Genomic DNA, 24,991 nt, shown 5'->3' on the forward strand with positions numbered 1-24,991 from the left:
GACAAAATAGCCAATATGAAATGATTACAAATATGTCTGAATCAACTGAAAAAAAATTAGATGCAACTGGATTGTTTTGTCCAGAACCTGTATTTCGGACCAAAATTGAGATTGAACGAATGCAAGTAGGACAAGTGTTAACTGTATCTGCAGATGACCCTGCAGCCGAAGAAGACATATCACGATGGGTTACAAGAAATGGTCATGAATTATTAGACTTGAAAAAAGATGGTAATACTATAACATTTCAAATTAAAAAGGTAAAATAAATTAAAATCATGACATCCGTCACTAGTTCTGATATTTTAAATCGTGTAGGCAACACTCCCCTAATAAAATTAGATTCCCTTTCGAATTCAAGAATTAACTATTTTGCAAAACTTGAAGGACATAATCCATTTGGTTCTGTTAAAGATAGAGCCGCATATTGGATGATTAAAGACGGCGAAGAGAAAGGTAAACTGACAAAAGGAAAAAGTATCATAATTGAGCCAACATCTGGAAACACTGGGATAGCATTAACTGGTATTGCAAATTTACTTGGTTACAAAGTTGAAATTGTAATTCCTGAAAAAGCCAGTAACGAAACTAAGGATATAATTCGTAAGTTGGGTGCTAAAGTTTTTGAAACTAGCGATGATCTTTGTCCTAAAGTAGGAGCTGGAACTGATCAAAGTATAGCACTGGCAACATCCATAGCATCATCCAGACCTGATACATATTATTCCCCAAATCAATATGCAAATGAGGCTAATTTTATGGGTCATTATGTTGGTACAGGTCCTGAAATTTGGAAACAAACAGATGGAAAAGTCACTCATTTCTTTACTGGGGTTGGGACTGGTGGAACAATCACCGGAATTGGTGCATACCTTAAAGAAAAAAATCCAAATGTCCAAATAATTGGTTGTCAACCGCAACAAAATCATCTTATTCAAGGATGGAGAAATTTTGAAGAGTCAGCAAAGCCTGATTTATTTTTAAAACGTGAAAACATAGTTGACGATTGGGTATGTGTTGATAATGACGAAGCTTTTTCAGTTGTAAAAGATGTACTTGAGAAAGATAAATTATTGATCAGTCCTTCTTCTGCTGCTGTTTATGCCTGTATGAAAAAATATCCTATAGATGGAGAGGCTTGTGTAGTTGGAATATTTGCAGATGATGGAAGAAAATTCAAAAGTGTTTATTCTACACAAAACATAATGACTGAAACTGAATTTGATGATGCTCTGAAAGGAGCAAAACATATGTCTGAATTGGCATACTGATTTTCAACTGTCTATTTTTTGGTTTCATCTTCTTCTAACATATTTTTCAAATGTTTTTCATAAAATTCTCTAAAAAATTTATTCATATCCATTTCATGATGAAGACATGCGTTACTTGTCTCTATTAGTTTTTCTCTTAGTTCTTTGCTCCACTTACTTTGTTGCTTATCATTTGATTTAATGCTTGATGGATTTTGTTTTACCTCTTCCATGTTTGTAATTAATTTTAATCCTATTTGGCGAAATTTACTAATATTAAGTAAAAATAAACCTGATTGCTCCTTGTTTACTAAATTCATTAATGCGTGAGCCTGAGTATAATATTCTGTTCCCTTTTCACTATATTTTTTAAATTCATTGACACGTTTTTGCCAATATTGTTCAGTAGCATTTTCAATTACTTTGTAATTGAATTGAATTTCTGATAATTCTTTTCCAAGATTTGCTAAATTATTACTGTATTCTTTGGCTGTTTTTTTTAATTTTTCAAGATCTTCAGCCATAGGTTCTCAATATTTTCCTTCAATAAAGAGTTTGAAATCTACTTTTTGGAATCATTTTTCCAAATCTCAAATGAATTTTTTGAATAATTCATTATGCATTTTTCACAAAATGAATCCCATTCATCAACTTCTAAATTTTTGAAAAATTCTACTGTCCATGCATATGGTGGCTCTTTTCTATATTGAAATTGCTGAATTGTGTAGATGTCTTTTTCATTAAACTTATTTAAACACTTTTTACATTGAGCATTCTTCATTTAATATTTCATCATCTATGTTAGTTATTTAGTAATTCTTAGTTCATAAAACACTTGATCTAGATATACATATTGTTATAAATCAAAATTGGAATATGTTTGCTTGAATTAACCCTAAAACATCCATTTGAATTAATAAATTACTTTTTCGCTCCCATAAAAATTAATGATTTTCTTTTTATGATTCTTCTGTAAGATACTTATCTACATCAATTGCAGCCATGCATCCATACCCTGCAGCTGTAATTGCCTGCCTGTAATTTCTATCATGTACATCTCCAGCTGCAAAAACTCCTTCAATATTTGTATGAGTTTTATTTTTCAAAATGACATATCCCTCATTATCAAGTTCAATTTGTTTTTTGAAAAGTTTTGTATTTGGTTCATGTCCAATTGCAACAAAAAGACCTCCTACATCAAGTGTTTTTTCTTCACCTGTTTTAATATTTTTTAATACAGCTTGACGCATTTTTTGATCTCCTTTAATGTCTATGACCTCTTGATTCCAATGAAATTTTATTTTGTTATTGTTGAATGCTCTTTCTTGCATTATTTTACTTGCTCGTAATTCCTCTCGTCGGTGAACTAGATGTACTGTTGTAGCAAATTTAGTGAGAAATGTAGCTTCTTCAATTGCTGAATCTCCGCCTCCAACTACTATCAACTCTTGATTTCTAAAAAATGGTCCATCACATGTGGCACAATATGAAACTCCTTTTCCTGCAAATGTTTGTTCGCTATCTAGTCCTATTTTTCTAGGATTCGCTCCAGTCGCAATAATTACTGCTCTACCTTCGTATTCTTCTGATGCTGTTAGAACCTTGAATGGTTTATGTCTAAAATCTACATCAACTACTTCATCATCGATAATTGTTGTTCCCATTCTCTGTGTTTGTTTTCTCATTTCAATCATTAAATCTGGACCCATAATCCCTTTTTCAAATCCTGGATAATTTTCAACTTCAGTGGTGTTTACTAGTTGACCTCCAGGTAATATCCCAGATAAGATTAGTGTATCATATCCTGCTCTTGAACTGTAAATCCCAGCTGTATATCCTGAAGGTCCAGCACCAATAATTATTATGTCAAATTTTGTTTTCTTTTTATCGGGCATTTTGGGAGGTTCTCCTTTGTTTTCTTGAATTGTTGCACTAGAGTCTGCTGCCATCATATGAACCCCTTTGAATTTCATTAATTTAAGTTGTTAATTGTAAACCCATATTGCACATTGCTATGATCTACTGCTCCTACAAAAGTTATAGTTATTTTGTTATTTTGTATGTTTCATGAAACTCTTTGCAAATTGTATAAGCTATATTTTCTATGTGGAAGACATCTGATATGTTTTTTTTACCCTTTGCAATTTCTCTCATAATAGTCATACATTTGGTGTTTTTTATAGAATCTGGTTCTTTCTCGTCTGTCCAAATCTTGAAACATTCTTCAAAATCTAGACAGAACTTCAAAATAATTACTTCCCAATCTTCCGTAGATTTTGGAATTGCTAGAGCTGTAGCTAATTCCTGAAACTCATTTTTTCTATCCCGTAATAGTAAATTCAAAGTTTCTCTAGATCTTCTCTCATCATAATTTCCAATTAATCTAATTCTGTCCATTTTTCAATTCACATTATTCCATTATTAAAAAGTAATCTGTTGTTTTCATCTCTGAAAATCAATGCGATGTTCTTAACTGATTAGGTTTATTATTTATTTATGATTGCTGATTCTTTCTGTCACTGTGGTTTATGTGGTCATGAATCTATAAGCGAATGTTATTCTAAACAGTGTCCTTGTTGTTTGACCGATCATCAAGGGGCATTTGGAAAAAATAGATAATTTCTATTAATGCCTTGTCTTAATTTTTAATTATTTATTATTATGCTCATTTAATCTATTTAATATCAGTAAATGTTTTTCACATAATTTTCTATTTTCTAATTGTGAATACATTAAATCTTTTTGCCAATGTGCATTAAAAAGTCGACATTCCATTTTATCGCAAAATGCATCTCCTATTTCCAAATAAAATATTGCCTGTAAAAGATACCCTTCTATGATTCGAGATAAACGAGTATCGTTGTATTCCAAATAGGTTCCTTTGTATTTCTGTTTTATTGATTCTACGTTTATTCCTTGAGCATAACTTGACATTAATTCTAGATAATACTCTCTTGGTTTTGCAGGAGCTTCAATTATTCCGGTGGTTGAAACTATTGAAGGGTTTGCTCCAATTAATGCCCTGCCATGATATCTGTAATCATTATAATCATAGGTGCAAGTTAATTTATTTGTAAAAAATATGTGAAATGATTCTAATTTTCGTTCATTTTCTGGAATTAATTCTGTTAGTACTTTTTGTATTTCAAATCCATCATACATGATAATATTTTCTGTTTTTGAAGTGTTTTCAAAATTTGCTTCTTCAAAAATAATTTCATCTGTATTTGGATTGTGTCTTTCATATGGTTTTCTAAGATTAAAAATTCTACACGCTGCAATTTTTTCAGCCGTATCTTTTTTTGAGAATTTTAGAATGCTGTCTCTTATTTCAACTGGAATTGAAAACGTTTTATTTAAAAAAACAGCTAATCTATCAAGTTGAATTTGAGATACTGCAGGTTCATCATACAAAAATATTTTTGAAATCTTCAATGAATCAATAAACTCGTAATAGTTTATCTTTCTAACTCTTTAATTTTTTCCGCTGTGATCTCAGCAGCTCTTCTTCCTGAAAATAGCATTGACCCATATGTTGGACCCATTCTTGCTAATCCATGTGTTTCAGTCACAGACATTCCTGCAGCTACTAATCCTGGATAAACTTCACCCGTTTTGTTAACTACATGCTCTTCGCCCTCGTTTACATACATTGGATTCATCCCCTTCCATTCCACTAGCCCTCTATCAACTAGTCGTTTTACTGCAACAGAGTCATGGCCTGAAGCATCGATAATCATCTTTGCTTCTAATGCAATTGGATCAACACAAGTGATATTTCTTGGTAATGCTGATACTGGCATCCAATTAACAACAATACCGCAAACTCTACCGTTCTTTAAAACAAGATCATCAAACTTTGTAAGGTTTAGGAATTTTACTCCGGCATCGCATGCTGCCGCAATTAATTTAGAAACTGCATGTGGTCCTGGTGTTAAGTATAACCCTTCTGAAACTTTTTTGTATGGAACTCCTAATTCATCCCAAATTTTTTGAGCTGGTTCTCTAACTGTTACTGGATTCATCATATATCCGCCTAGCCAATAACCTCCTCCAAGGTAATTGTTTTGTTCAATAACTAAAACTTTGAAACCCATGTTTGAAAGATCTCGGCTTGCTGTTAATCCTGCAGGACCTGCACCGATAATTATTACATCTGATTGTGCCCTATCTATTAGAACTGAATGCCATTCATTTGCAATTGCTCGAGTAATCTCAACCTCACTAACATCTGTGAATATTTTTGTTGATTTTTCTGCAATAGTAGCTTTTTGCACGAAAATCAAGATTCATAGAACCAATTAATACTTTACCACTTTTTTAAAATTAGGATAAACTAATTCTGAATTACTATGGCAATTTTTAACATGAGGAAAATTCATGTATGGTATTGAACCGTTTTCTCCTAAACTTCCCTATATCAAAAATTTATATCATAACTCAAAGCACTTTCTATTGTATTGACAGTAACTGATCTTAAACAATCGTATTCTGACTCTCCCAAGCCTAAAATCAATTGGGCAAGGATTGAAGAAGCTGAAAATTTTGCAAATACTGTAAAATTATTCCGTCAGGGTAAATACGACGAAGATAGTTTTAGACGATACAGACTCCAACATGGAGCATATGGCACCAGAATGACTAATGACTATGCAATGGTCCGAATTAAATTACCTGCAGGGGAAATCTATCCTAATCAAATTGAAAAAATATCTCAACTTAGTGAACAGTTTTCTATAGGTAGTGCTCATTTTTCTACACGAGAAAATATTCAATTACACTGGGTAATACTAGAAGATGTTTCAGAAATTTTACGTGGATTGGCCGAAGTTGGTCTTACTTCTCGCGAAGCATGTGGTAATTCTGTACGAAATGTAATGTGCAGTCCATTATCGGGAGTTTGCCCCGATGAAGAATTTGATTCAACACCATACGCACTTGCAACTGCAAGATTCTTTTTGAGAAATCCAATGTCTCAGAATCTCCCAAGGAAGTTTAAATTCAATTTTACATGTTGTGAAAAACACGGCATGGTGAGAATGGTTGATGTTGGATTAATTCCGCAAACTAGAGAATTGAACGGTTCTATTCAAAAAGGATTTAAAATCTTTCTTGGTGGTGGATTAGGTAACAGATCATTTGTAGGTCATCAATTAGAAGAGTTTACCCCAGAAGAAGATCTTTTGTATACTTCGATTGCTGTTTTGAGAATTTTTGACAGACTTGGCGACAGAAAAAATATGGCGCGAAATAGAATGCGTTATCTTGTAAATGATATGGGTTGGGATAAATTCCAAAATTTGGTTCTTAAAGAAAGAGCTATTGTGAGAGCAACTCAATCAGTTGTAACTAATCTTGAAGTAGATCACACTCCGTCAGTAATTAAAAGACCAATCAAAATATCAGATGAAAGCGGAAGTCCTAATCTTGATGGTTACACAAGGTGGTTAAAGACAAATACGCTAAAACAAAAACAATCTCCACATCACTCTGTGTTTATCACTTTAGAGGCTGGTGATATCACATCTAACCAATTATCTGAACTTGCAACAATCATTCGAGAATTTTCCTCTGAAGGGCATGCAAGAGCTGGTTTTGTTCAAAACATCGCTTTACGATACGTTCATGAAGATGATTTGCCACGGTTATACTCAAAACTACTTACTGTAGGACTGGCAAAATCTGGTGCATTGACTATGGCAGCACCCATAGGATGCTCCGGTACAACTTCGTGTAATCTTGCCTTGACTAACTCTCATAGATTGGCAAAGGAGATTCAGAGAAAATTTCTTGAACTGAAATTAGATCAAGACGACGATTTACGTGATTCATCAATAAAGATTAGTGGCTGTCCAAACTCTTGTGGTCAACATGGAATTGCAACAATAGGTTTCTTTGGAGGTGGAGGTAGAGTCGGAAAAGAAATGTTCCCTAATTATCAGATGTCATTAGGTGGACGTTCTGATGGTGAAACAATGCTTGGAGTAACATGTCATAGAATACCTGCTAAACGAGTCATCCCAGTAATTTTAAAAATTATAGAATTATTCAAACAAAACAAAAAATCTGATGATACTCTTAAAGAATGGATTCATAGAATTGTAAACGGAAAAGAAGATTCTGAAATAAAATCTGTTTTAGATATGAGAAAAGTTTTGGACCCATTAACAATCCCACCAACTAAAGAAGATGATCCTGACTTTTACAATGACTTTGGAAGTGACTCAAGCTATCACACAAAAACAGGAAAAGGCGAATGTGCAGCATGAGCCAAGAAAAAGCAATCAAGACAACAACTAACGTCGATTCATTAAGATCTGAAATTAGGGATAAAAGTGTTCGAGTAATTGATGTACGAAGAGAAGATGATTACAAACAAAGTCATATTCCAACTGCGGTTAATCTTCCACTGGCAAATTTATTATCTGATGATAGTCCAGAACGTGTTTTAAAACTTGTAAATTCAATGGGTATAGACGATGAAACTCCCGTAGTTGTTTATGATGATACATTTGGTGCACTTGCATCTAGAGTTGCCTGGACATTGGAATATCTTGGTCATTCTGATGTATCTTTGCTTGAAACAACTTTTAGTACGTGGAAATCTTTAGGCTTGGAAAATGATAATCAAGTGCCAAATATTCAAAGCAAAGAACACTCCATTCATTTAAGACCTGAAATTTTAGCTACTTCTGATTATCTGGAAAAATCTAAGGATAACTCTGGTGTGATTCTAATTGATAATAGAGAGAGGCTAAACTACCTTGAGCAGCACATTCCAGGTGCAATTAATCTTCCATATAGAACGCTTTCAACTCAAGATAAAATTTTACGACCTAAGGATGATATGAAACGACTTTTAGAGAATCGTAGAATTTCAGGTGATTCTGAAATAATTACTTACTGTGGTAGTGTGGGAACTCTTTCTGGTTTGGCGTATTATGCATTAAAATCTGTAGGGCTACCAAATGTCAAATTGTATGTCCGTTCTTTTAAAGAATGGAAAGGTCTTGAAAAACCCATAGTAAAACAACAAGATGCTCACTATTGGGATTTATCTGCAGAGTGACTAGGCTATTTCGTTTCTAAGTTTTTTGGTAATTGTCACTTCTACATTATCAAAAAGGTTTAGCATCTTTGTTTTATTTTCAATAAGATAATCAACCCCTCTGTCTTTTAATCTAATTTTCCATAATCTGATTTCTCTGTGTTCTTCAAAGAATTGCTCAATCATTTGCTCTCCTGATTTTGTTGGGTCAATAAACACTTCAAAAAGATCCATCGTCTTTTCAATATCTTCTTCTTCTATAGCTTCTCTAACTGATTGTATTGCTTGACTGATCTCTTTTAGATTCTTAACAGGTTTTGGTAATTGCTTTTTCGTAATTCCAAACAATCCTTTCTTTTCTTTTCCCATTCTTTCTGCAACTTCACTTGAAAGATCATATATTGGAATTTTACTTAGACCGTCTCGTTTTTCATTTTGGATGATTAATCCCTTCTCTAGTAATTTTCTTAATGCATCTTCTGCATCAACTTTATCTAGAAACGTCGTCCATACAATAGACCCAATCGTGTGATACCCTTGTCGTATTGATTCTAATACCACGACTTCTACAATTCTTTTAAAACCTTCTTCAATTCTGACATTTGCAAAATCTTTATCTCTAATTGATTTTCTTGCATTTTTTACATCAATCTCAATTGAGCGTTTTAATGCTTCAAGTGATTCTGGAACTTGATTTACTAGTGACAGAAAACATGCTTTGTTATACCATGCCATTGCATATGTTGGATCTGACTCTACTGCTTTTTCAATTGCATCAAGTGCTTTAGCATAATTTTTTTGTTCATAATGAACTAAGGCCTTTAAATTCCAGGCCTCTGGATTGGTGACATCTATATCTAAAATTTTATCATAAATCTTTAGTGCATCATTATAATCTTCTAAATGAAATCTTGCATATCCTAATTTCATCAATGTTTCAATGTTGTCTGGCTCTATTCGTAATGCTTGCTCGAAGATATCTGCTGCCTCCTCAAGCTTTTCGTCTGCCATGAGGTTTACGCCTTTTTTGAATAATTTTTTACGATTATAGTCCGGATCTACTAAGCTAGTCTCAGTTCTAGGTTCTTTTTCTTCCCCATTGTCTTTATCCTTTGACTTTTTTTGAAATAGTTTCTTCACTAGCTCATCTTTGGGCTTTTGTCTAGATAAATACTATCCTTATTTGAGCCTAGTTCTACATGAATAATTATTTTTGATGAATGTTTTTTTGAGGCTAATTGACTTCACTGGTGATAAAAAAACCGGTTATTTTGCACCAAATACAGAAATACTTGGAATTTACACAAACGATTATGTCTTCAAGGTTGGAGGTTCATGGTCAAGCCCCATTCAAACAATCTGGTATCTATGAGGTGCAGATCTTCATTACTGACTCTAAACCATCTGTGGACAAAATTAGAACTAAGCAATTTTCTTCACTCTGGAAAGGAAATTTTCATCTTAGAGTAAAGGATGGGATGTTTGCAGAAACACTTGGTTCTGACACAAACCCGATTCCGTCATCTGTTTCTGATCTTGATAATATTTGGATTGTAGTAGTTGATCTATTTTCTTCATTACATTCTGTATTTGATGTGTCATTTGGTTCTGGCGAAAGTAAACCTGAAAGTAAACCAGAACCTAAACGTGAAACTAAATCTGAACCTGAATCTCCAAAACCACAACGTACTGCAAAGTCGTCTTCTGATTCTATGTATGGTGCACCCGGTCCAATGGGTGACAAAGGTCCAACAGGTCCACCCGGTCCTATTGGTGACAAAGGTCCAACAGGACCCACTGGTCCACCCGGTCCTATTGGTGACAAAGGTACAACAGGTCCTCAGGGTTTTCCTGGTGATAAGGGTCCCCAAGGTGACAAAGGTCCAATGGGTGACAAAGGTCCACCTGGAGAAAAAGGAATTACTGGAGATAAAGGAGATAAAGGCGATAAGGGAATTTTTGGTCCTCCTGGAGAAAAAGGTGACAAAGGTTCAACTGGTCCAATGGGTGACAAAGGTCCAGAAGGAATACGAGGTCCACTTGGTCCTCCTGGCGATAAAGGATTAACTGGTCCAACTGGCGATAAAGGCCCAATTGGATTACGGGGAATCCCTGGCGATAAAGGTGACAAAGGTCCACAAGGTGACAAAGGCGAAAGAGGATTAACCGGTCCAACTGGTCCTATTGGTGATAAAGGTCCGACCGGACAATCTGGTGTTCAAGGAGAAAAAGGCATTCAGGGTCTTCCTGGACCAATTGGAGAAAAAGGTCCAACTGGCCCTATTGGCGATAAAGGTCCAATTGGTATGCAAGGTCCAACTGGCGATAAAGGATTAACCGGTCCAACTGGACCACTTGGTGATAAAGGTCCAATCGGACCACCGGGTCTAATTGGAGAAAAAGGTCCACGAGGTCCTGAAGGTCCTGTTGGAGAAAAAGGTCCACAAGGTCCACAAGGCCCTGCAGGTGCAAAAGGTCTAACAGGTGTACCTGGTCCACAAGGAGAAAAGGGAGAAAAAGGTCCAGTCGGTCTACAAGGCGATAAAGGATTAACCGGTCCAACTGGTCCTGTTGGAGAAAAAGGTCCACAAGGTCCACAAGGTCCACAAGGTGAAAGAGGAGCATCTGGACCTTCTGGTGAAGAGGGTCCACAAGGTCCACAAGGTATTCAAGGTCCACAAGGCGAAAGAGGTCAAACTGGCCCATTAGGTCCACAAGGAGAACGCGGTCCTATAGGCGAGCAAGGTCCAGTTGGTCCTGCAGGACCTAGAGGTCCACCAGGTCCACCTGGAGAAAAAGGTCCAGCTGGTGGAATGTCAATTGAACAAAAGGCTCTGTTCAAAGAACTTTTAGAAATACTAACTACTAAAAATATCATTAGTACTGAGGACCAAATTAAATTAATGAGTTATCTTTACTAATGAACAACAACGTGAAATACCGATGAGTGAAAATCCAGAAAAAATAGAATTTAAGATGTTAGATTACAAACGTCTTGAAAATGATTTTGTATCTTTTGAATTAGAAGATGGAACAATCGTGAAAGTGAAAGTTGATTTAGATAGAGTTGGAATCGCTGTTAACTTTAAAAATCCTGATGGTACTCCTCATTATGCAATTAATACATCAGTAAAGCTTTCGATCACACCTCCTAACAAAACATTTACAGTTCAAAAAAATAATATCAAAGGAAAAAGCTCACAGCCGCCAAGTCAAATGTTCTCGTAATCAAAATTCACAAGAATTGTGTTTTATTTATTTTAAATTCTTTTAAGATCATATGGTATGTTTTTTGATACCTTTTAATCGTTACAACCAATTCATTCGATTTTAGAATTGGTCTGGTACATTCATAGAATGTACCAATTTTCTTTTTATGATAAATATAATATCATGCTTAATGACGACAAAAACTATCTTGATGGTATTGCCAATTCTATGTGCAATTGGTCTTTTGTTTACTCCATCTGCAGTATATGCTCATGCCGGACATAATCATGGTGGCGGTGGATGTTCAGACTGTAATCCACCTACATTGGGCGTTGATGCAAGTGGGAAAAGACAAGTCTCTGGAGGCATCACTATCAATGGTCAAACATTTGATGTAGACATGTTCCAACAAGATCTTGATTCTCAAATTCTTCAAATTGGGGAACCTGTAGAAATCACACTGAAAATATATGATAATCGCGGGTATGATGAACTAAAACATGTTGAGCTGAATCTAGGTCATGAAGAGAAATTCTTGTCTGGAGTAATGGTTCCACATTATCCAGTCACTATTGAATGGAGTAAGACATTTGATGGAAAAACTACCACAACCGTTTTTGACAAACAAAAACTAGTCAAAGATGTCAGTGTTCAAGTTCTTGACAATAGTCCAATTATTGGTGTGAAGTTCAATTTTATACCTGTACAACAATTTGACGCAAACACAATTGTCACAAAGATCTGGGATCAAAAGAGAAATGATAATGTGAACTATTTTCATAATGTACTAGACATAGTCTCAAATGAACCTACACCTGTTTTGGTAAATTCTGTGAAATCTATGTCTGAAAAAACATCTGAGAAAACCACACAAGAATTAACAATCTCCAATCCTCTAATTGACAAAGTAAATCAAGACATCAAATGTAGTGCAAAAGATGTACATTTATTGCGTGCATCAGATAACAGCCCCGTTTGTGTTGATGCATACCAAGCTTCAGTACTGATTCAAAATCACTGGGCAATTCCAGCCCAATAATTTTTTTTAATATGACTTCTAAATTATTTCTTATTTTTACCGTGGTGTTTTTTGTATTTGGAATGTTTTCTACCGCATTTGCCCATTCTGCAAAAGTTGTAGGGGATTTTAAAATAGAAACAGGTTGGGAAAACGAACCCCCTTTGGTGGGAATGGATAATGCAATAGAGATCATAGTGTCACTTGCAGAAGAATCTGATAAGCTGATCTACGACATGGTTTTTTTTAATAAGATCGATGATTCTACAGACAAAGCAACTGAAAAGCATCTTTCAGGACTTGCAGATAAAATTGAAGTAAATATATCTACGGGTGGATCAAAAACCTTTCTTTTACTAGAAGAGAATAAAGAAAATTTGGGTGTGTATCATGCCAAATTCGTACCTACTAATCCCGGAACACACACAATTCATTTGTATGGCATTATAAAGAATCTAGAGTTTGAGATGACATCCCAAATTGAAGCAGTAAAAATCTCTGACAGCGCACAAATTCCTGATTGGATTCGAAACAATGCAAAATGGTGGTCAGATGGAGCAATAACAGATGCGGATTTTGTTAAAGGAATACAATTTCTAGCACAACAAGGTATAATCAAAATAGAACAAACAACAGAATCTTCTATCGTATCTCAAGAGATACCTCAATGGATTCGAAATAATGCAAAATGGTGGTCAGATGGAGCAATAACAGATGCGGATTTTGTTAAAGGAATACAATTTCTAGCACAACAAGGTATAATCAAAGTTTCTTAATCTAATTTTCTACTTGTCATAATTTTACTTGATACATTACAATAATTCGTTTTTATTATGAATTAATCCATGTTATGTTAATCGTTTTTATCTGATAACACATATTTTCTTAGAAATCATCGCGCGCCTTGTTAATTATTTCTGCGTTATGCCAAATGATGATCTGAATCGTCTAAATATTTAACTTAATAAGTTCATTAAAACTTTAGAAATTATATGAATATTGGATTGTTCATTATGGTGATGCTTTTGTCAATAACCATATCGACATTTCCCGCATATGCTACTACTTTTCAAGGAAAAATTCTGGAATCCGATTCAGTTACTCTCAAATTTGGAACAAATGTGATAGATTACAAAGGAAATATCATACCCTTTATTGAAAAAGTAGAATTAAAATTAAATTCAGATTCTATTCTAGTCAAAAACCCTGTCTTTAGAATACTAGGAAGCAGTTTTGTCATAAAATCATTTGAAGATAATATAATAATTTATGGAATAAACAAAGACTCTTCGTTTAATTTTCATACTCTGATATTTACCGATAATAACCTGATAAAGATAAACGATAATGCCAAATTTTCAACAGCAGAAATAATTCAAGAACCAACAGCACAGAAAACAAACAATCTTCACATACTTGTACAAAGCTCACTTACCACATTCAATGCTCAAGATTTTGATTTTGATATTAAGGCATTTGATAAATTGCAATATTCCGGAAATGATTTCCAAAACTTTTTTGGAAAAATCGATGGAATAAAAATTACAGCTATAACAAAAAGTCCAGAAGGTAAGATTCTCAACAACCAAACAGGAATTACAAAATATGGACTCTATGAAGGAAAGATACACGTTCCTGCAAATCTCTGGCCAAGTGGATGGTATACCATAGAGATTTCAGCTGATGGGGATATTGGCTCAGTACAAAAAACAATCAAGTTCTATGTTGCAGGACAAACACCTCCAAAAGGAGGATCTAATGCCACGTAGAACATCTGTTGGTCAACAGAATTTGTGGTTAATTCTAGAGTTCGTTTCAACCCTCTCTTGACTTTTTCATTTGTTGCTATCTTCAATAGCAGTAACTCGCAGATGTTTTTAGATAATGATATTTATTCCTAAGTTCAGTTTTACACAAAAATCCTGTTGTGTTAATTATTTTTACTTGATAACAAATGTTTTCTTAGAATTCAACTTTGGGCTTTTTATTCTCTTTTCTAAGTTTTTTAAGAAGCATGGATGTTTTGATTTTTAATTCTAACAATACTTCTTGCATCTCTTCTTTATAGTTCTGTTTGGCATCATCCAAATTAATCCCTTTTAGATAATTACTAAATGATGATTTAACTAATACTGTTCTTTTCTTCATTTTTTGAGACCAATTTGGCACGATCTTATTGACGTATTTTTAGAATTTCTTATGGATTTTTCTGATAATTGTAGGTTTGTTATTAGAAATTAGAAAAAGGAAAACGAATCGTCATCCTATGACGATTGTTAATGTTTTGGACGTTTTATCGTCGTTTTTTTGCTGCGGCTTTTCTTTTTGGAGCTGCTCGTCTTTTTGGAGCTGCTTTTTTTGCTGCGGCTTTTCTTTTTGGAGCTGCTCGTCTTTTTGGAGCTGCTCGTCTTTTTGGAGCTGCTTTCTTTCCTGCAGATTTTTTTACAGATCTACGTTTAGAGGCAGCTTTTCTTTTTGTAGCCATTAATAATTCGGCATTTTCATAGTTTTTCTATAGTATGACTAAATAAAATTACACAAATTGATTACTATTTGTCAACGAAATTTTATTTTAAAAATTATTTTTGATCGGAAAAATTTTTCAAAATCAAATTATTTTTTAAATTTCATTTACAATGTAACTTTTTCTCAATTATTGTTACATTTGTATTGTATTTTACGCATAATTGTTATAGTTTCAAATAAAAATATCTTTGATTTTATTTTTTTTAACGATGCAAGATTATCTTTTTTATTTTATTTGTTGATCTATTTTATTATTAAAAATTAATTCATGCTCCACGTGTTTTAATTATTGTTAATACATCTTCATCTTGCACAATGTGATCTAACCCTACTCTTTGTCCGCCAAATTTTACGCTTTTCCCCCAAATTAATCCATATCTGAATTGTCTTTTCATACTTCGATGTAATTTATTACAAATATCTTCAACTGTGTCCCCCTCTCTTGCAATTAGTGGTTCTTTAAAATCTGTTTCACCCCCCTTGGGTCTCATGTATATTCTTATGAAATTGAGTTTGTCATAGATTTTCTCTTTTAGCAATTCGATATTGATATCTGAATTGGCAGACACTTCTATGACTTCTGATTTTATTTTTGTTTTCAGATCTTCTAAAAATTCTCGATCGACAAGATCTATTTTATTTAAAATTGTAAGTGATTTTGAATAGCTGATGTTTCCTGCTATGTGATCTGCAAGCTGCTCTGATGTGATGTCTTCTCTAATGACTACTCTTGCACTAACTATTCCATAAATGTGTAAAATATCTTTAAGATGCTGTTCTGAAATTTTTGTTAATTTTACCTGTTGTGCAACTGCAATTCCACCCATCGGGGATTTTTCAATTGTAATATTTGGTGGCAACCGATTTAATCTAATTCCTATGCTTCCTAATTCGTTAACCAATACATCTTCGTGAAAAGGCTGAAACACATCTAACATGAGTAAAACTAAATCTGCAGTCCTTGCAACTGACAATATTCTTTTACCTAACCCTTTCCCACTTGATGCGCCTTTGATGATTCCTGGTAAATCTAGAACCTGAATCTTTGCTCCTCTATAATTCATCATTCCAGGAACCACCGTTAAAGTTGTAAATTGGTAAGCTCCAACTGTTGATTTAGCATCTGTTAATTTATTTAGTAATGTAGATTTTCCAACACTTGGTAATCCAATAAACACAACTGTTGCATCTCCTGACCTCCTTACATCAAACCCATCTGTTTTTACACCGCTTTTTTGAATTTCTCTATCTTCTTGCTCTCGTTTTAGCTTTGCAATTTTTGCTTTTAGTATCCCGATATGGTGATTGGTAGCTTTGTTGATCTGAGTTTTTGCCATTTCATCTTGAATGGCTTTAATTTTTTCAGGAATTCCCAAATCTAATCACTCCTTTGTCTGTTCTTTTCAAATAAAATCCTATGATTTTTCTTTATTATCTCTATTCTTGTGATTGGAATGGTTTGAAAATTATTTGATTCTTTAATAAATTCAGGCAAAGTGGTTTCTTTAATTTTTTTAAAATCTCTGTAAAGTATTGTGTACTTTTTTGCATCGTCTGCAAATCTTGCCTTGCTAAAAATCTCTTCAATCACTCCTTTTTTTGCCATCTTTCTTACTTATTTTCATTATATTATATTGTGATTCTTAAATTGTATTTGAAAATCCTGTTTTTAATCAATTACGTCGGTATTTATCCCTGATAATCGTAAAGATGCGACTTGGTTACTTGCGATAAATGTTATCATGAACATCATGATCAATGCATGGAAAAAGCTGGAATGTTCAAGTGTGATTGTAAATGTGTTGCATCTTGATTTTTTACCCTCTAAAATTTCCTTAAATCGTGATTCTTTGCTTTAAATAACAATACATTCTAAGTAAATCATGCCTCAACTACAAATTACTGCAGAAACAATGACTAGAATGAAGACAATCACTGGAATTAGCCATGTCCGCGATGGGGATTTTATGGTTAATGAGTTGATCGATATTTTAGAACAAAAAATTCGAGAACGCCAATAATTGAAATTTCTAGACTTTGCAATTCTAAAATATGAAAAATAATTGTAAAAAAATCAATTATTCTTTATAGTGAACTAATAACGTATCTTTCATTACTGGATGAACTGATATTATGTTTTCACCTTTTTCAGCTAGAAATTCATTAACTACGTCTTGAAGGAATACTCCTTGAGCTAAGTTTCCTGCTTCAAAATATTGTATCTTGTGAATCATTGATTAATTATCTCTAAAGTTGCTATTAACTATTCAAATTTCATATTGGAAACTAACAATAAATAACAAGGAAATGTATCTATTTTGTGCTAGCTGTAATACTAATTCCATTAATGATATCTGCAGTTGTTGGAATTATTGGTTACTTGGCATATCGCTTAGTGATCTTTGATTTATGGTGTAATCGCTCTGTTAATTCAACTTTAAAAAAATATAGTATCAAAAAAACCCAATATCAAATAATAAAAGAATTCTATGATAACAAAGGAGAATCAATTTCTGAAAAAAAAATATCTCAACTAGCTAAACAGTATAGGCAAAAAGAACCTGAGCAGTTTCTAGCAATGTATGATTCTATAAGAGATAAATTAGAGAAATAAAATTATTTGTGATTATCTGGTTGGAATTTGGATAAATGGTGTTCCGCCTTCTCCTACTACAAGTGGTAGCTTACCATCCCATGCTTGAACTTTGAGCCATTCTAGATAATTTGGATTCTGAGCTAATGCTTCATTGATTATTTTAATTGCTTCAGCCTCTCCTGCTGCTTCAGCCACGTTTGCTGCTGCTATTCCTTTTGCTTGTTGTTCCTGTTGTCTTGCTTCTACTTCTATTCTTCTAAGGTCATTTTCTGCTTTTAGGGCTTTTTGCTCAGCTTCTACTTTGGATTCGATAGCCTGTGAAAATAACGGTGAAAATTGAAAATCTGTGATGGATATGGCATCCGTCAATATGTTGTATGGAGTTAGACGAGCTGTTATCTCTGTTTCTATATCTGCTTTAACAAGAGGTCTTTTTGTAATTAATTCTTCTGCATTATACTTTGCAGTAATTTGTTTTACTACTTCTTCTACTGCTGGTTGAATGATTCTTCCTTCATAGTCCAATCCGACTTCCTGATACAATACATTTACAGAGTTTGGAGCTGCTCTGTAATTGACAGTGACCTCAGTTGACACTGTTTGAAGATCTCTTGAAGCGCCAGATGTGGCTTTTACAAACTTGAGTGTTCTAACTTCCATGTTTACCACTTTATCTTGAAATGGAACTACAAAATGAAGTCCTTCTTGTAATGGTGGAACAGATGTATCTACTGCACTCCAATGTAGTAAAACTCCTCTATTTCCTGACTCTACAATTTGTACTGATGCAGCAGATATGGCTGCAATAATGACAAGTACGATAATGCCTAAAATTGCTAATTTTACTTTTCCAAAATTTACATTCATTTTTGGTTGCTGATATTTTGACAACCCTTTCTATTACATTTCACTATACATATACCATGTTAATTCGATTTTTTTTAAATCTTATTTTGAATTTTTATTTTTATTATTTTGATAAAAAGGCAATGATGAAATAGTTACAAAATACATCGTATAGTATGGCCGAAGATGGATTTATCTGGATTTATCTGATATTTTTCTTGATCCCTCTGGCTAGAATTATCCCACGTCTGATAAAAAAATGGAAAAAACAATCTGGTGATATGCCTCAACAATATGATTCTCAATATCATGTCTCAAATGATATTGTTTCTGAATCCCATTCAAAAAAATCTGAAATACCTTCTAAAATTGACTCTAAACCAAAGACTACGGAGATGTTGGTATTGGGTCAACTTACTCGCGGTACAAATAATTTTGATTCTCTTCAAAAAATATTGGGAATTGATACCGATACCCTGAATTCTGTTTTAGAAGATCTGGAAAAAAATGGATTGATGCAAGTTGATCAAAAACAAGGGTTATTTGGTCAAAAAATTGAGTTGCACCCTACTGAAAAAGGAATAAAAAAATTCTATTCTTGATTACATTTTGAACTAGTAAATAGAATCATAGCAAATATTATTCGGTTCTAAAAACCACTTATATGAAAACTAAAACATTTGCAGTGGACATTGATGGCACAATCACTGAAAATGGTGTTGGACGAATTAATTTAGATGCTCTTGCCGCTTTAAGACATTTGACAAATATCGGTCATAATGTGATCTTTGTTACTGGAAGATCTTCTGTAGAAGCATACTTGCTGTCTGTCTTTGGTGGTACTACAAAAATTGCTGTAGGTGAAAACGGTGGATGTATCACAGTTGATACAAATGATCATATTTTACTTGGGAACATGCAACAATGTCAACACGCCCTTAACATTATTCAAAAAGAAATTGCCAACGTTTCAGAAAAACCGGTATTTCCGAGAATGACTGAAGTTGTATTGGAGAGAACATTTGATTTGGAACTAGCAAAACAAGTGGTATTGGAAAAAAAATTAGACGTTTTGCTATCTGATAGTCAATACGCATTTCATATTAATTCACTGGGAATTGACAAGGGAACTGGATTTCAAAATGTTATGAAACGATTATCAGTTTCTCGTGATGATGTAATAGCTATAGGTGATAGTGCTACTGACATCCCTTTATTCAAAACAGCAAAAACAAGCATAGCCTTGGGAAATTCATCAGAATATGTAAAATCTCAGGCAACAATGACTACAAACGCTAAATCTGGAGACGGAGTTATAGAAGCATTAGATAAATTAGCACCCAAATTATCTGAGGTATAGTATTGTCCTTCAAATCATTAATTGATGAAATTGAAAATAATCTTCATAAAATATTAGAAGATATGTCGATATATGATATCTCATTTACTGTAGAACCTGCAAAACCAGGCTTTGGAGATGCGAGCTCAAATATCTCCTTTTTACTTGCCAAATCTCTAAAGAAAAGCCCAAAAGAGATTGCAAATCTAATGTCTGAAAAATATCGGCAATCTCAAAACATACTTGTATTAAAAGTTGAACCACATCAAACTGGATATCTCAACTTTTTTGCTGACTGGGAAAAACTAAATCAATTAATTTTATCAGAATCTAATTTGAATGAATTTGGCTTTATAGATTTAGGTCATAATTCTGAAATTGTTGTAGAACATACTAGTGTTAATCCAAATAAGGCCCTGCATATTGGTCATATTCGTAATATTGTTCTTGGCGATACCGTTGCCAGAATTTTAAAAAAATCAAATTACAAAGTTAATGTTCTAAACTACGTTGATGATTCTGGCTTGCAAGTAGCTGATATTATTGTAGGTTTTAAGCATCTTGGATTTGCTCAACAATCTCCAACTGGAAAAAAGTTTGATCATTATTGCGGCGATGATGTTTATGTTAAAACCACTGAAAAATATGAGCAAGATCCTAATTTTGAAGAGATTCGAAAAAACACTCTCAAAGAACTAGAGGATGGTGCATCTGAAACTGCTAAATTTGCTGATACCATAACAAGACGTGTTTTAGAAAATCAGCTTGAAACCTGCTGGAATTTAGGAGTTTATTACGACTGTCTTAATTTTGAATCTCAGATAATTCGTTCCGGATTATGGAGTAAAATATTTGAAAAACTCAAAGAAATGAATTTGGTAGAATTTGAAAATGATGGTAAGAATGCTGGCTGCTGGATTATTCGTGGTGAAAATAACGAGGAAGATAAAGTAATCGTTAGAAGTAATGGCACTGCAACTTACATTGCAAAAGACATTCCATATGCTGCATGGAAATTGGGGTTGATAGAAGACCCATTTTCATACAAGAAATATGAAAAAACTCAACCTGGAAATAAAATACTTTGGCAAACAACCTTAACAGCAACTAATGAGCCAAAACAAAACTTTACTGGTAATAAGGTAATCACAGTAATTGATTCAAGGCAAGCCAGACTTCAAAAAATTATTACTGGACTAATGTCAAAATTCAAATCTACTAACGATGCATACGTTCATCTTGGTTACGAATCTGTAACTCTTAGTTCTGATACTGCGCAAACTCTTGGATTAGATACAGATGGCAAACAAGCTCAAATGTCTGGACGAAAAGGTCTCTATGTTGATGCTGATTCTGTTTATGACTTGTTAAAAAACAAAACAATTGAGGAAACCAAAAAAAGACATCCTGAAATGTCTGACTCTGAAATTGAACAAATTGCTCATTATGTTTCTGTTGGAACATTACGTTATGAGATGATTAAACAGGATCTTGATAAAATGATTACATTTGATCTGACAAAATCATTAAGCTTAGAAGGTGACACAGCTCCATACATCCAATATACTCACGCAAGAGCATCAAGGATAATTGAAAAATCTGCTAGGAATCCCTCTATTGATGTTGACTTTTCTTTGTTAAACGATGCTTCTGAATTATCTTTGATCAAAATAATCGGTTTGTTTGAAATCTATGTTTTAGATGCTGCAAAAAATCTGTCTCCGAAAGTTATTGCAAGATACTGTCACAATTTGGCAGTGGCGTTTAATTCCTTTTATGAGCATGTTAAAGTGCTTGAATTAGGTGATGAGAAACTAGAAAACTCTAGATTGTGTCTTGTAAATTCATTTAAGATAACTTTGGAAAAAGCCCTTGAATTACTTGGCATTACAGCACCTGAAAAAATGTGATTAAAAATTTAATAAAAAAATGATTTAGTGGCTATGTCCACAGCCACAAGAATCATGACCTCCATGTCCTTCAGATGCTTGTCCTGCACATCTGGAACATTTGTCTGAACCTGTTGGTGAGAAAAATCCTATCCCACATGATACGCATTTCATATTTGCCATGCTGAATTCACAAAATTGCTGTATTTATTGAATACTGATGATGTTTTTAGCAGATATTTTGATTCTGATCATGGATTAATTGTGGTAGGAATTGAAAACGAGCTTACAAAATTACAACTGTCCCCTTCATTTGTTGGTTCGGTAAGAGGTAAAAAGAATCTCAAGGAGTAATCTCCAGGTTCGCCATTAAATGCAAATTCGCCAGTCCAGCCTGTCTGTTCTCCGATCTCACCTATTGGCTGATTCGTAAATTCAAAAGAACCAAATTCATTTCCAGAATTCATTTGAATCAAGTCATCTCCACTACTTGGAAATGAAAAATATTCTGCTACTGTAGTAATTACAACTGGATTGATTTTCTTGTCTGGATCATATTTTTTGAACCATTTATTGGTAGTTGTAAACTCTTCATCAAAAAATACTATTGATAGATTTTCCTGAGTTGAAAATCCTATCTTCATTGATGCATCATCATGGATTACTCCATTAACACATTCCCCAGTGATTTTGATCTTAACCTGTTTTGGTTTGTTTGCTTTATCTACATCAATTAATTTCAAATATACGTCTGGAACGCCATCAAAGTTAAAATCCCCAGTTCCTTCAAATTCTATCATTTTCATTTTTTTTACATTAGGATCTTTTAGTGACTGTTTAATTAGATCCCATGACTTTAGAAATTTTTTCATTGCTTTGTCATAATCGTTATTATCCAAAAGTTCATCTCCTTCCTCAAAATTTTGTATTGCTTTATCTAGTTTTTTTAATCCCTTTTCACTCATAATTATTTCTTGAATGCTGATAATCGCATTATCTACTAGTGCCCTATCGATTTCTGCAATTTTTAGGTTGATCATAAAAATTTCATTTTTAATGATGGATGATTCTTTTTTATCTTCTAAAATGCTATCTAGTTTGTTAATTGAATTTTTATCTACATTTAGAACTTTTTCTCCTTCTTTGATATTTAATTCTGAACCGTTTTTCCAATATTTTTCATCAAGACTCTCGTTTATTTTTTCAATTGCATCGTCGATATGTTTTTTAGATTTTTTAGAAATGGCATGGTTATTTTTTAAATCTTCTAAACTCTCTACAATGTTTTGTTTTTCTTGTTTTAGATCTAATGCATAAACATCATTATTCAAAGAATATGAAAATGAAATTAACATCATTGATAAAAAAACTATGATAGCTTTTTTCATTCTATTCCTATGCTTTACCTCTTTTTAATGATTATCCCATTAGATACTGTGTTTTACTTTTAGTTCAAGCAGTAGATTCTTATCTAAAATTTTCAGGAAAACTATATGGCAAAAATTAAGCAAAATTCTTACGTGTTGTTTTACTTTAACCACTCAAAAAAATGGCTTGTTAAAATCTCCAAAAAAGACTCACTTCATACTCATATAGGTGTGATAAAACATGCTGATGCTATTGGAAAAGAGTATGGCTCTAGACTAGTCACCAACAAAGACAAGTACGTCTATCTAATTGAACCCACAATGTATGACTATGTCATGAAAATTCAACATGGCACACAAATAGTATATCCTAAAGACATTGGCTACATTATTGCAAGAGCTGGCATTGGTAGTGGTCAAAAAATTCTAGAGATTGGTACTGGCAGCGGTTCCCTTACTTCCTTTATTGCAAGTGTTGTAAAACCTAGGGGGCATGTCTATACTTTTGACGTTGATGATAATTTTATGAAAATAGCTGAAAAAAACATCAAAAAAGCAGGAATGTCAAAGTATGTCACTCAGCAAAAACTTGATTTGAAAACTTCAAAGAAACTTCCTGTCGAAGAAGCTGATGTGGCTTTAATTGATCTTGGGGATCCTTGGACTGTTCTACCACAAGTTCGTAAAATGCTTAAAGGAAGTGGCGCTATCTTTGCAATTTGTCCTACCATGAATCAACTTGAAAAATTAACTATCGCTCTAGTTGAAAATGAATTTACTGACATTGAATCCACCGAACACATCATAAGAACAATTGAAGCACGTGAAGGAAAGACTAGACATTCATTTCAAGGTATTGGTCATACAACGTACCTATGTTATGCCCGAAAGGCATTTTTTGGTAGAGAGTCAAAGAAAAAATCTGATTTTGTTGAATCTGAGACTATATCTTACGCTGAATCTGATGCTGAATCAACTTAATTTGCATATTTTTAGATTAAAACAAGATTTATTCCTCTATCTTTAGAATACTTGGTATTGGTTAGAAAATTAATTACTGCTACTCAAGTTAAAAAATTCATCCCTGCAAGAAAAGCAAAATCTCGTAAAGGTGATAATGGAACTGTTCTAGTTATTGGAGGCAGCTACATCTATCATGGCGCACCAATTCTGTCATCAATTGCAGCATTACGATGTGGCGTTGATCTAGTATATACATCAGTTCCAAAAGTAAATGTAACTCCTACTAGAGCAATATCCCCAAATCTGATTGTAATTCCTCTAGTTGATCAAAAATTAACTCGAGGAGCTGTTAACAAACTTCTTGGTGCATTACCTCACAAATTAGATTCTGCAACAATTGGAATGGGACTAGCAGTTCAAGAACGTGGGTCTTTGTTGCTTTTGATAAAGTCTCTTTTAGATAGAGATGTTCGACTTTCATTGGATGCAAGTGCACTTGTTCCTGAAGTATTGCCACTATTATCTGACAAAAATGTTGTAGTAACTCCGCATGCTGGTGAATTTAAGCGATTATTTGGGATTGCTCCACCTGATTCTAAAAAGGAAAGAATCAATCTAGTTGAAAAAAATGCTAAGGATAATGGAATTGTTGTGTTGCTTAAAGGTGCAACTGATATAATTTCTGATGGTACTACAACATATCTCAATGAGAAAAAAACTCCTGGAATGACTGTAGGTGGAACTGGAGATGTCTTGTCTGGATTAGTGGCTGGAATGCTCTCAAAGAATCGTAATGCATTAGAGTCTGCAGTTGCTGCAACTTTTATCAATGGATTGGCAGGCAAAGCAACTCAAAAGAAATTTGGATTGCATATGACCTCTATGGATCTATTAGATGAGCTTGCAAATGCCATGAAACCCTTTGATAGAATTGTGTGA

Annotated in this window: 31 protein-coding genes; 16 read left to right on the top strand and 15 right to left on the bottom strand. The window is 33.6% G+C overall.

Annotation, left to right across the window (positions count from 1 at the left end; translation table 11 throughout):
* Positions 1-20 precede the first annotated feature (20 nt).
* On the top strand, positions 21-269 hold the full coding sequence (locus MY1_RS03120) for a sulfurtransferase TusA family protein (protein ID WP_237698782.1): 249 nt from the start codon (positions 21-23) through the stop codon (positions 267-269).
* A 9-nt stretch (positions 270-278) separates the two neighbouring features.
* Positions 279-1,271, top strand: a complete 993-nt coding sequence (locus tag MY1_RS03125) for a cysteine synthase family protein (protein ID WP_007550180.1) — start codon at positions 279-281, stop codon at positions 1,269-1,271.
* Positions 1,272-1,282: 11 nt separating this feature from the next.
* Here MY1_RS03125 and MY1_RS03130 read toward each other — a convergent pair whose 3' ends face one another.
* The 6 genes from MY1_RS03130 to MY1_RS03155 all read right to left on the bottom strand — a co-directional run bounded on the left by MY1_RS03130 (position 1,283) and on the right by MY1_RS03155 (position 5,527).
* A complete protein-coding gene (locus MY1_RS03130) occupies positions 1,283-1,774 on the bottom strand; it encodes a hypothetical protein (protein WP_007550182.1) in 492 nt (163 codons plus the stop codon).
* A 38-nt stretch (positions 1,775-1,812) separates the two neighbouring features.
* Positions 1,813-2,031, bottom strand: coding sequence for a hypothetical protein (locus tag MY1_RS03135; protein ID WP_007550184.1), 219 nt, complete (start codon positions 2,029-2,031; stop codon positions 1,813-1,815).
* A 178-nt stretch (positions 2,032-2,209) separates the two neighbouring features.
* Complete coding sequence (gene trxB, locus MY1_RS03140; protein WP_048110342.1) at positions 2,210-3,202, bottom strand: thioredoxin-disulfide reductase; 993 nt, start codon at positions 3,200-3,202, stop codon at positions 2,210-2,212.
* Positions 3,203-3,293: 91 nt separating this feature from the next.
* Positions 3,294-3,647 (bottom strand): hypothetical protein, encoded by a 354-nt coding sequence (locus tag MY1_RS03145; protein ID WP_007550186.1) that lies wholly within the window; start codon positions 3,645-3,647, stop codon positions 3,294-3,296.
* A 252-nt stretch (positions 3,648-3,899) separates the two neighbouring features.
* Positions 3,900-4,685: a DUF6775 family putative metallopeptidase gene (locus MY1_RS03150; RefSeq protein WP_007550187.1), complete on the bottom strand. Its 786-nt coding sequence runs from the start codon at positions 4,683-4,685 to the stop codon at positions 3,900-3,902.
* 23 nt (positions 4,686-4,708) lie between these two features.
* On the bottom strand, positions 4,709-5,527 hold the full coding sequence (locus MY1_RS03155; protein WP_007550188.1) for a sulfide-dependent adenosine diphosphate thiazole synthase: 819 nt from the start codon (positions 5,525-5,527) through the stop codon (positions 4,709-4,711).
* Positions 5,528-5,710: 183 nt separating this feature from the next.
* Between MY1_RS03155 and MY1_RS03160 the strand changes: the two genes are divergently transcribed.
* Entirely contained in the window at positions 5,711-7,519 is a 1,809-nt protein-coding gene (locus MY1_RS03160) for a nitrite/sulfite reductase (RefSeq protein ID WP_007550189.1), read from the top strand.
* Positions 7,516-8,319, top strand: coding sequence for a sulfurtransferase (locus tag MY1_RS03165; RefSeq protein ID WP_007550190.1), 804 nt, complete (start codon positions 7,516-7,518; stop codon positions 8,317-8,319). Before MY1_RS03160 ends, MY1_RS03165 begins: the two co-directional genes overlap by 4 nt.
* On the opposite strand, the gene MY1_RS03170 is transcribed toward MY1_RS03165, so the two are convergent.
* Complete coding sequence (locus tag MY1_RS03170; protein WP_007550191.1) at positions 8,320-9,438, bottom strand: tetratricopeptide repeat protein; 1,119 nt, start codon at positions 9,436-9,438, stop codon at positions 8,320-8,322.
* Positions 9,439-9,611: 173 nt separating this feature from the next.
* Between MY1_RS03170 and MY1_RS03175 the strand changes: the two genes are divergently transcribed.
* From MY1_RS03175 to MY1_RS03195, 5 genes are all read left to right on the top strand, one after another.
* Positions 9,612-11,219 (top strand): collagen-like domain-containing protein, encoded by a 1,608-nt coding sequence (locus MY1_RS03175; RefSeq protein WP_007550193.1) that lies wholly within the window; start codon positions 9,612-9,614, stop codon positions 11,217-11,219.
* Positions 11,220-11,241: 22 nt separating this feature from the next.
* A complete protein-coding gene (locus MY1_RS03180) occupies positions 11,242-11,526 on the top strand; it encodes a hypothetical protein (protein ID WP_007550195.1) in 285 nt (94 codons plus the stop codon).
* 172 nt (positions 11,527-11,698) lie between these two features.
* Positions 11,699-12,547, top strand: coding sequence for a hypothetical protein (locus MY1_RS03185; protein ID WP_007550196.1), 849 nt, complete (start codon positions 11,699-11,701; stop codon positions 12,545-12,547).
* 11 nt (positions 12,548-12,558) lie between these two features.
* Positions 12,559-13,302, top strand: a complete 744-nt coding sequence (locus MY1_RS03190) for a hypothetical protein (RefSeq protein ID WP_048109587.1) — start codon at positions 12,559-12,561, stop codon at positions 13,300-13,302.
* Positions 13,303-13,551: 249 nt separating this feature from the next.
* Positions 13,552-14,295, top strand: a complete 744-nt coding sequence (locus MY1_RS03195) for a hypothetical protein (protein WP_131255118.1) — start codon at positions 13,552-13,554, stop codon at positions 14,293-14,295.
* Between the two features lie 193 nt (positions 14,296-14,488).
* On the opposite strand, the gene MY1_RS03200 is transcribed toward MY1_RS03195, so the two are convergent.
* The 4 genes from MY1_RS03200 to MY1_RS03215 form a co-directional block, all read right to left on the bottom strand.
* Positions 14,489-14,695, bottom strand: coding sequence for a hypothetical protein (locus tag MY1_RS03200; protein WP_048109591.1), 207 nt, complete (start codon positions 14,693-14,695; stop codon positions 14,489-14,491).
* 124 nt (positions 14,696-14,819) lie between these two features.
* Positions 14,820-15,011 carry a hypothetical protein gene (locus tag MY1_RS03205; protein ID WP_007550200.1) on the bottom strand — a complete coding sequence of 64 codons (192 nt, stop codon included), beginning with the start codon at positions 15,009-15,011 and terminating at the stop codon, positions 14,820-14,822.
* A gap of 307 nt (positions 15,012-15,318) precedes the next feature.
* Positions 15,319-16,428, bottom strand: coding sequence for an OBG GTPase family GTP-binding protein (locus MY1_RS03210; RefSeq protein ID WP_007550201.1), 1,110 nt, complete (start codon positions 16,426-16,428; stop codon positions 15,319-15,321).
* Positions 16,429-16,430: 2 nt separating this feature from the next.
* A complete protein-coding gene (locus MY1_RS03215) occupies positions 16,431-16,658 on the bottom strand; it encodes a hypothetical protein (protein WP_007550202.1) in 228 nt (75 codons plus the stop codon).
* A 277-nt stretch (positions 16,659-16,935) separates the two neighbouring features.
* Between MY1_RS03215 and MY1_RS09665 the strand changes: the two genes are divergently transcribed.
* Positions 16,936-17,073, top strand: a complete 138-nt coding sequence (locus MY1_RS09665) for a hypothetical protein (RefSeq protein WP_007550203.1) — start codon at positions 16,936-16,938, stop codon at positions 17,071-17,073.
* 57 nt (positions 17,074-17,130) lie between these two features.
* Here MY1_RS09665 and MY1_RS09810 read toward each other — a convergent pair whose 3' ends face one another.
* Positions 17,131-17,286, bottom strand: a complete 156-nt coding sequence (locus MY1_RS09810) for a hypothetical protein (protein WP_007550204.1) — start codon at positions 17,284-17,286, stop codon at positions 17,131-17,133.
* Positions 17,287-17,372: 86 nt separating this feature from the next.
* On the opposite strand from MY1_RS09810, the gene MY1_RS03220 reads away from it, so the two are divergent.
* The gene (locus tag MY1_RS03220) at positions 17,373-17,666 is read left to right on the top strand and encodes a hypothetical protein (protein ID WP_048109593.1); all 294 of its coding nucleotides are present in this window, start codon (positions 17,373-17,375) and stop codon (positions 17,664-17,666) included.
* Between the two features lie 12 nt (positions 17,667-17,678).
* Here the strand turns inward: MY1_RS03220 and MY1_RS03225 are convergent, their stop codons facing one another.
* Complete coding sequence (locus MY1_RS03225) at positions 17,679-18,539, bottom strand: prohibitin family protein (protein ID WP_007550207.1); 861 nt, start codon at positions 18,537-18,539, stop codon at positions 17,679-17,681.
* A 131-nt stretch (positions 18,540-18,670) separates the two neighbouring features.
* Here MY1_RS03225 and MY1_RS03230 point away from each other — a divergent pair, with 131 nt between their 5' ends.
* From MY1_RS03230 to MY1_RS03240, 3 genes are all read left to right on the top strand, one after another.
* On the top strand, positions 18,671-19,096 hold the full coding sequence (locus MY1_RS03230) for a hypothetical protein (protein ID WP_007550209.1): 426 nt from the start codon (positions 18,671-18,673) through the stop codon (positions 19,094-19,096).
* Positions 19,097-19,158: 62 nt separating this feature from the next.
* On the top strand, positions 19,159-19,854 hold the full coding sequence (locus MY1_RS03235) for a phosphoglycolate phosphatase (RefSeq protein ID WP_007550211.1): 696 nt from the start codon (positions 19,159-19,161) through the stop codon (positions 19,852-19,854).
* A 2-nt stretch (positions 19,855-19,856) separates the two neighbouring features.
* The gene (locus tag MY1_RS03240; protein WP_007550212.1) at positions 19,857-21,743 is read left to right on the top strand and encodes an arginine--tRNA ligase; all 1,887 of its coding nucleotides are present in this window, start codon (positions 19,857-19,859) and stop codon (positions 21,741-21,743) included.
* A 24-nt stretch (positions 21,744-21,767) separates the two neighbouring features.
* On the opposite strand, the gene MY1_RS09815 is transcribed toward MY1_RS03240, so the two are convergent.
* Positions 21,768-21,905, bottom strand: coding sequence for a hypothetical protein (locus MY1_RS09815; RefSeq protein ID WP_007550213.1), 138 nt, complete (start codon positions 21,903-21,905; stop codon positions 21,768-21,770).
* A 68-nt stretch (positions 21,906-21,973) separates the two neighbouring features.
* Positions 21,974-23,110 carry a hypothetical protein gene (locus MY1_RS03245; RefSeq protein ID WP_007550214.1) on the bottom strand — a complete coding sequence of 379 codons (1,137 nt, stop codon included), beginning with the start codon at positions 23,108-23,110 and terminating at the stop codon, positions 21,974-21,976.
* A gap of 105 nt (positions 23,111-23,215) precedes the next feature.
* Between MY1_RS03245 and MY1_RS03250 the strand changes: the two genes are divergently transcribed.
* The gene (locus tag MY1_RS03250; protein WP_007550215.1) at positions 23,216-24,070 is read left to right on the top strand and encodes a tRNA (adenine-N1)-methyltransferase; all 855 of its coding nucleotides are present in this window, start codon (positions 23,216-23,218) and stop codon (positions 24,068-24,070) included.
* Between the two features lie 57 nt (positions 24,071-24,127).
* On the top strand, positions 24,128-24,991 hold the full coding sequence (locus tag MY1_RS03255; protein ID WP_007550216.1) for an NAD(P)H-hydrate dehydratase: 864 nt from the start codon (positions 24,128-24,130) through the stop codon (positions 24,989-24,991).

The organism is Nitrosarchaeum koreense MY1, assembly GCF_000220175.1.
GTDB lineage: Archaea > Thermoproteota > Nitrososphaeria > Nitrososphaerales > Nitrosopumilaceae > Nitrosarchaeum > Nitrosarchaeum koreense.

Bases quoted from the DNA above. Each gene is read 5' to 3' on its own strand.
- MY1_RS03120 (WP_237698782.1), top strand. From the start codon at position 21: ATGATTACAAATATGTCTGAATCAACTGAAAAAAAATTAGATGCAACT.
- MY1_RS03125 (WP_007550180.1), top strand. From the start codon at position 279: ATGACATCCGTCACTAGTTCTGATATTTTAAATCGTGTAGGCAACACT.
- MY1_RS03130 (WP_007550182.1), bottom strand. From the start codon at position 1,774: ATGGCTGAAGATCTTGAAAAATTAAAAAAAACAGCCAAAGAATACAGT.
- MY1_RS03135 (WP_007550184.1), bottom strand. From the start codon at position 2,031: ATGAAGAATGCTCAATGTAAAAAGTGTTTAAATAAGTTTAATGAAAAA.
- trxB (WP_048110342.1), bottom strand. From the start codon at position 3,202: ATGATGGCAGCAGACTCTAGTGCAACAATTCAAGAAAACAAAGGAGAA.
- MY1_RS03145 (WP_007550186.1), bottom strand. From the start codon at position 3,647: ATGGACAGAATTAGATTAATTGGAAATTATGATGAGAGAAGATCTAGA.
- MY1_RS03165 (WP_007550190.1), top strand. From the start codon at position 7,516: ATGAGCCAAGAAAAAGCAATCAAGACAACAACTAACGTCGATTCATTA.
- MY1_RS03175 (WP_007550193.1), top strand. From the start codon at position 9,612: ATGTCTTCAAGGTTGGAGGTTCATGGTCAAGCCCCATTCAAACAATCT.
- MY1_RS03180 (WP_007550195.1), top strand. From the start codon at position 11,242: ATGAGTGAAAATCCAGAAAAAATAGAATTTAAGATGTTAGATTACAAA.
- MY1_RS03185 (WP_007550196.1), top strand. From the start codon at position 11,699: ATGACGACAAAAACTATCTTGATGGTATTGCCAATTCTATGTGCAATT.
- MY1_RS03190 (WP_048109587.1), top strand. From the start codon at position 12,559: ATGACTTCTAAATTATTTCTTATTTTTACCGTGGTGTTTTTTGTATTT.
- MY1_RS03205 (WP_007550200.1), bottom strand. From the start codon at position 15,011: ATGGCTACAAAAAGAAAAGCTGCCTCTAAACGTAGATCTGTAAAAAAA.
- MY1_RS03215 (WP_007550202.1), bottom strand. From the start codon at position 16,658: ATGGCAAAAAAAGGAGTGATTGAAGAGATTTTTAGCAAGGCAAGATTT.
- MY1_RS09665 (WP_007550203.1), top strand. From the start codon at position 16,936: ATGCCTCAACTACAAATTACTGCAGAAACAATGACTAGAATGAAGACA.
- MY1_RS09810 (WP_007550204.1), bottom strand. From the start codon at position 17,286: ATGATTCACAAGATACAATATTTTGAAGCAGGAAACTTAGCTCAAGGA.
- MY1_RS03230 (WP_007550209.1), top strand. From the start codon at position 18,671: ATGGCCGAAGATGGATTTATCTGGATTTATCTGATATTTTTCTTGATC.
- MY1_RS03235 (WP_007550211.1), top strand. From the start codon at position 19,159: ATGAAAACTAAAACATTTGCAGTGGACATTGATGGCACAATCACTGAA.
- MY1_RS09815 (WP_007550213.1), bottom strand. From the start codon at position 21,905: ATGGCAAATATGAAATGCGTATCATGTGGGATAGGATTTTTCTCACCA.
- MY1_RS03245 (WP_007550214.1), bottom strand. From the start codon at position 23,110: ATGAAAAAAGCTATCATAGTTTTTTTATCAATGATGTTAATTTCATTT.
- MY1_RS03250 (WP_007550215.1), top strand. From the start codon at position 23,216: ATGGCAAAAATTAAGCAAAATTCTTACGTGTTGTTTTACTTTAACCAC.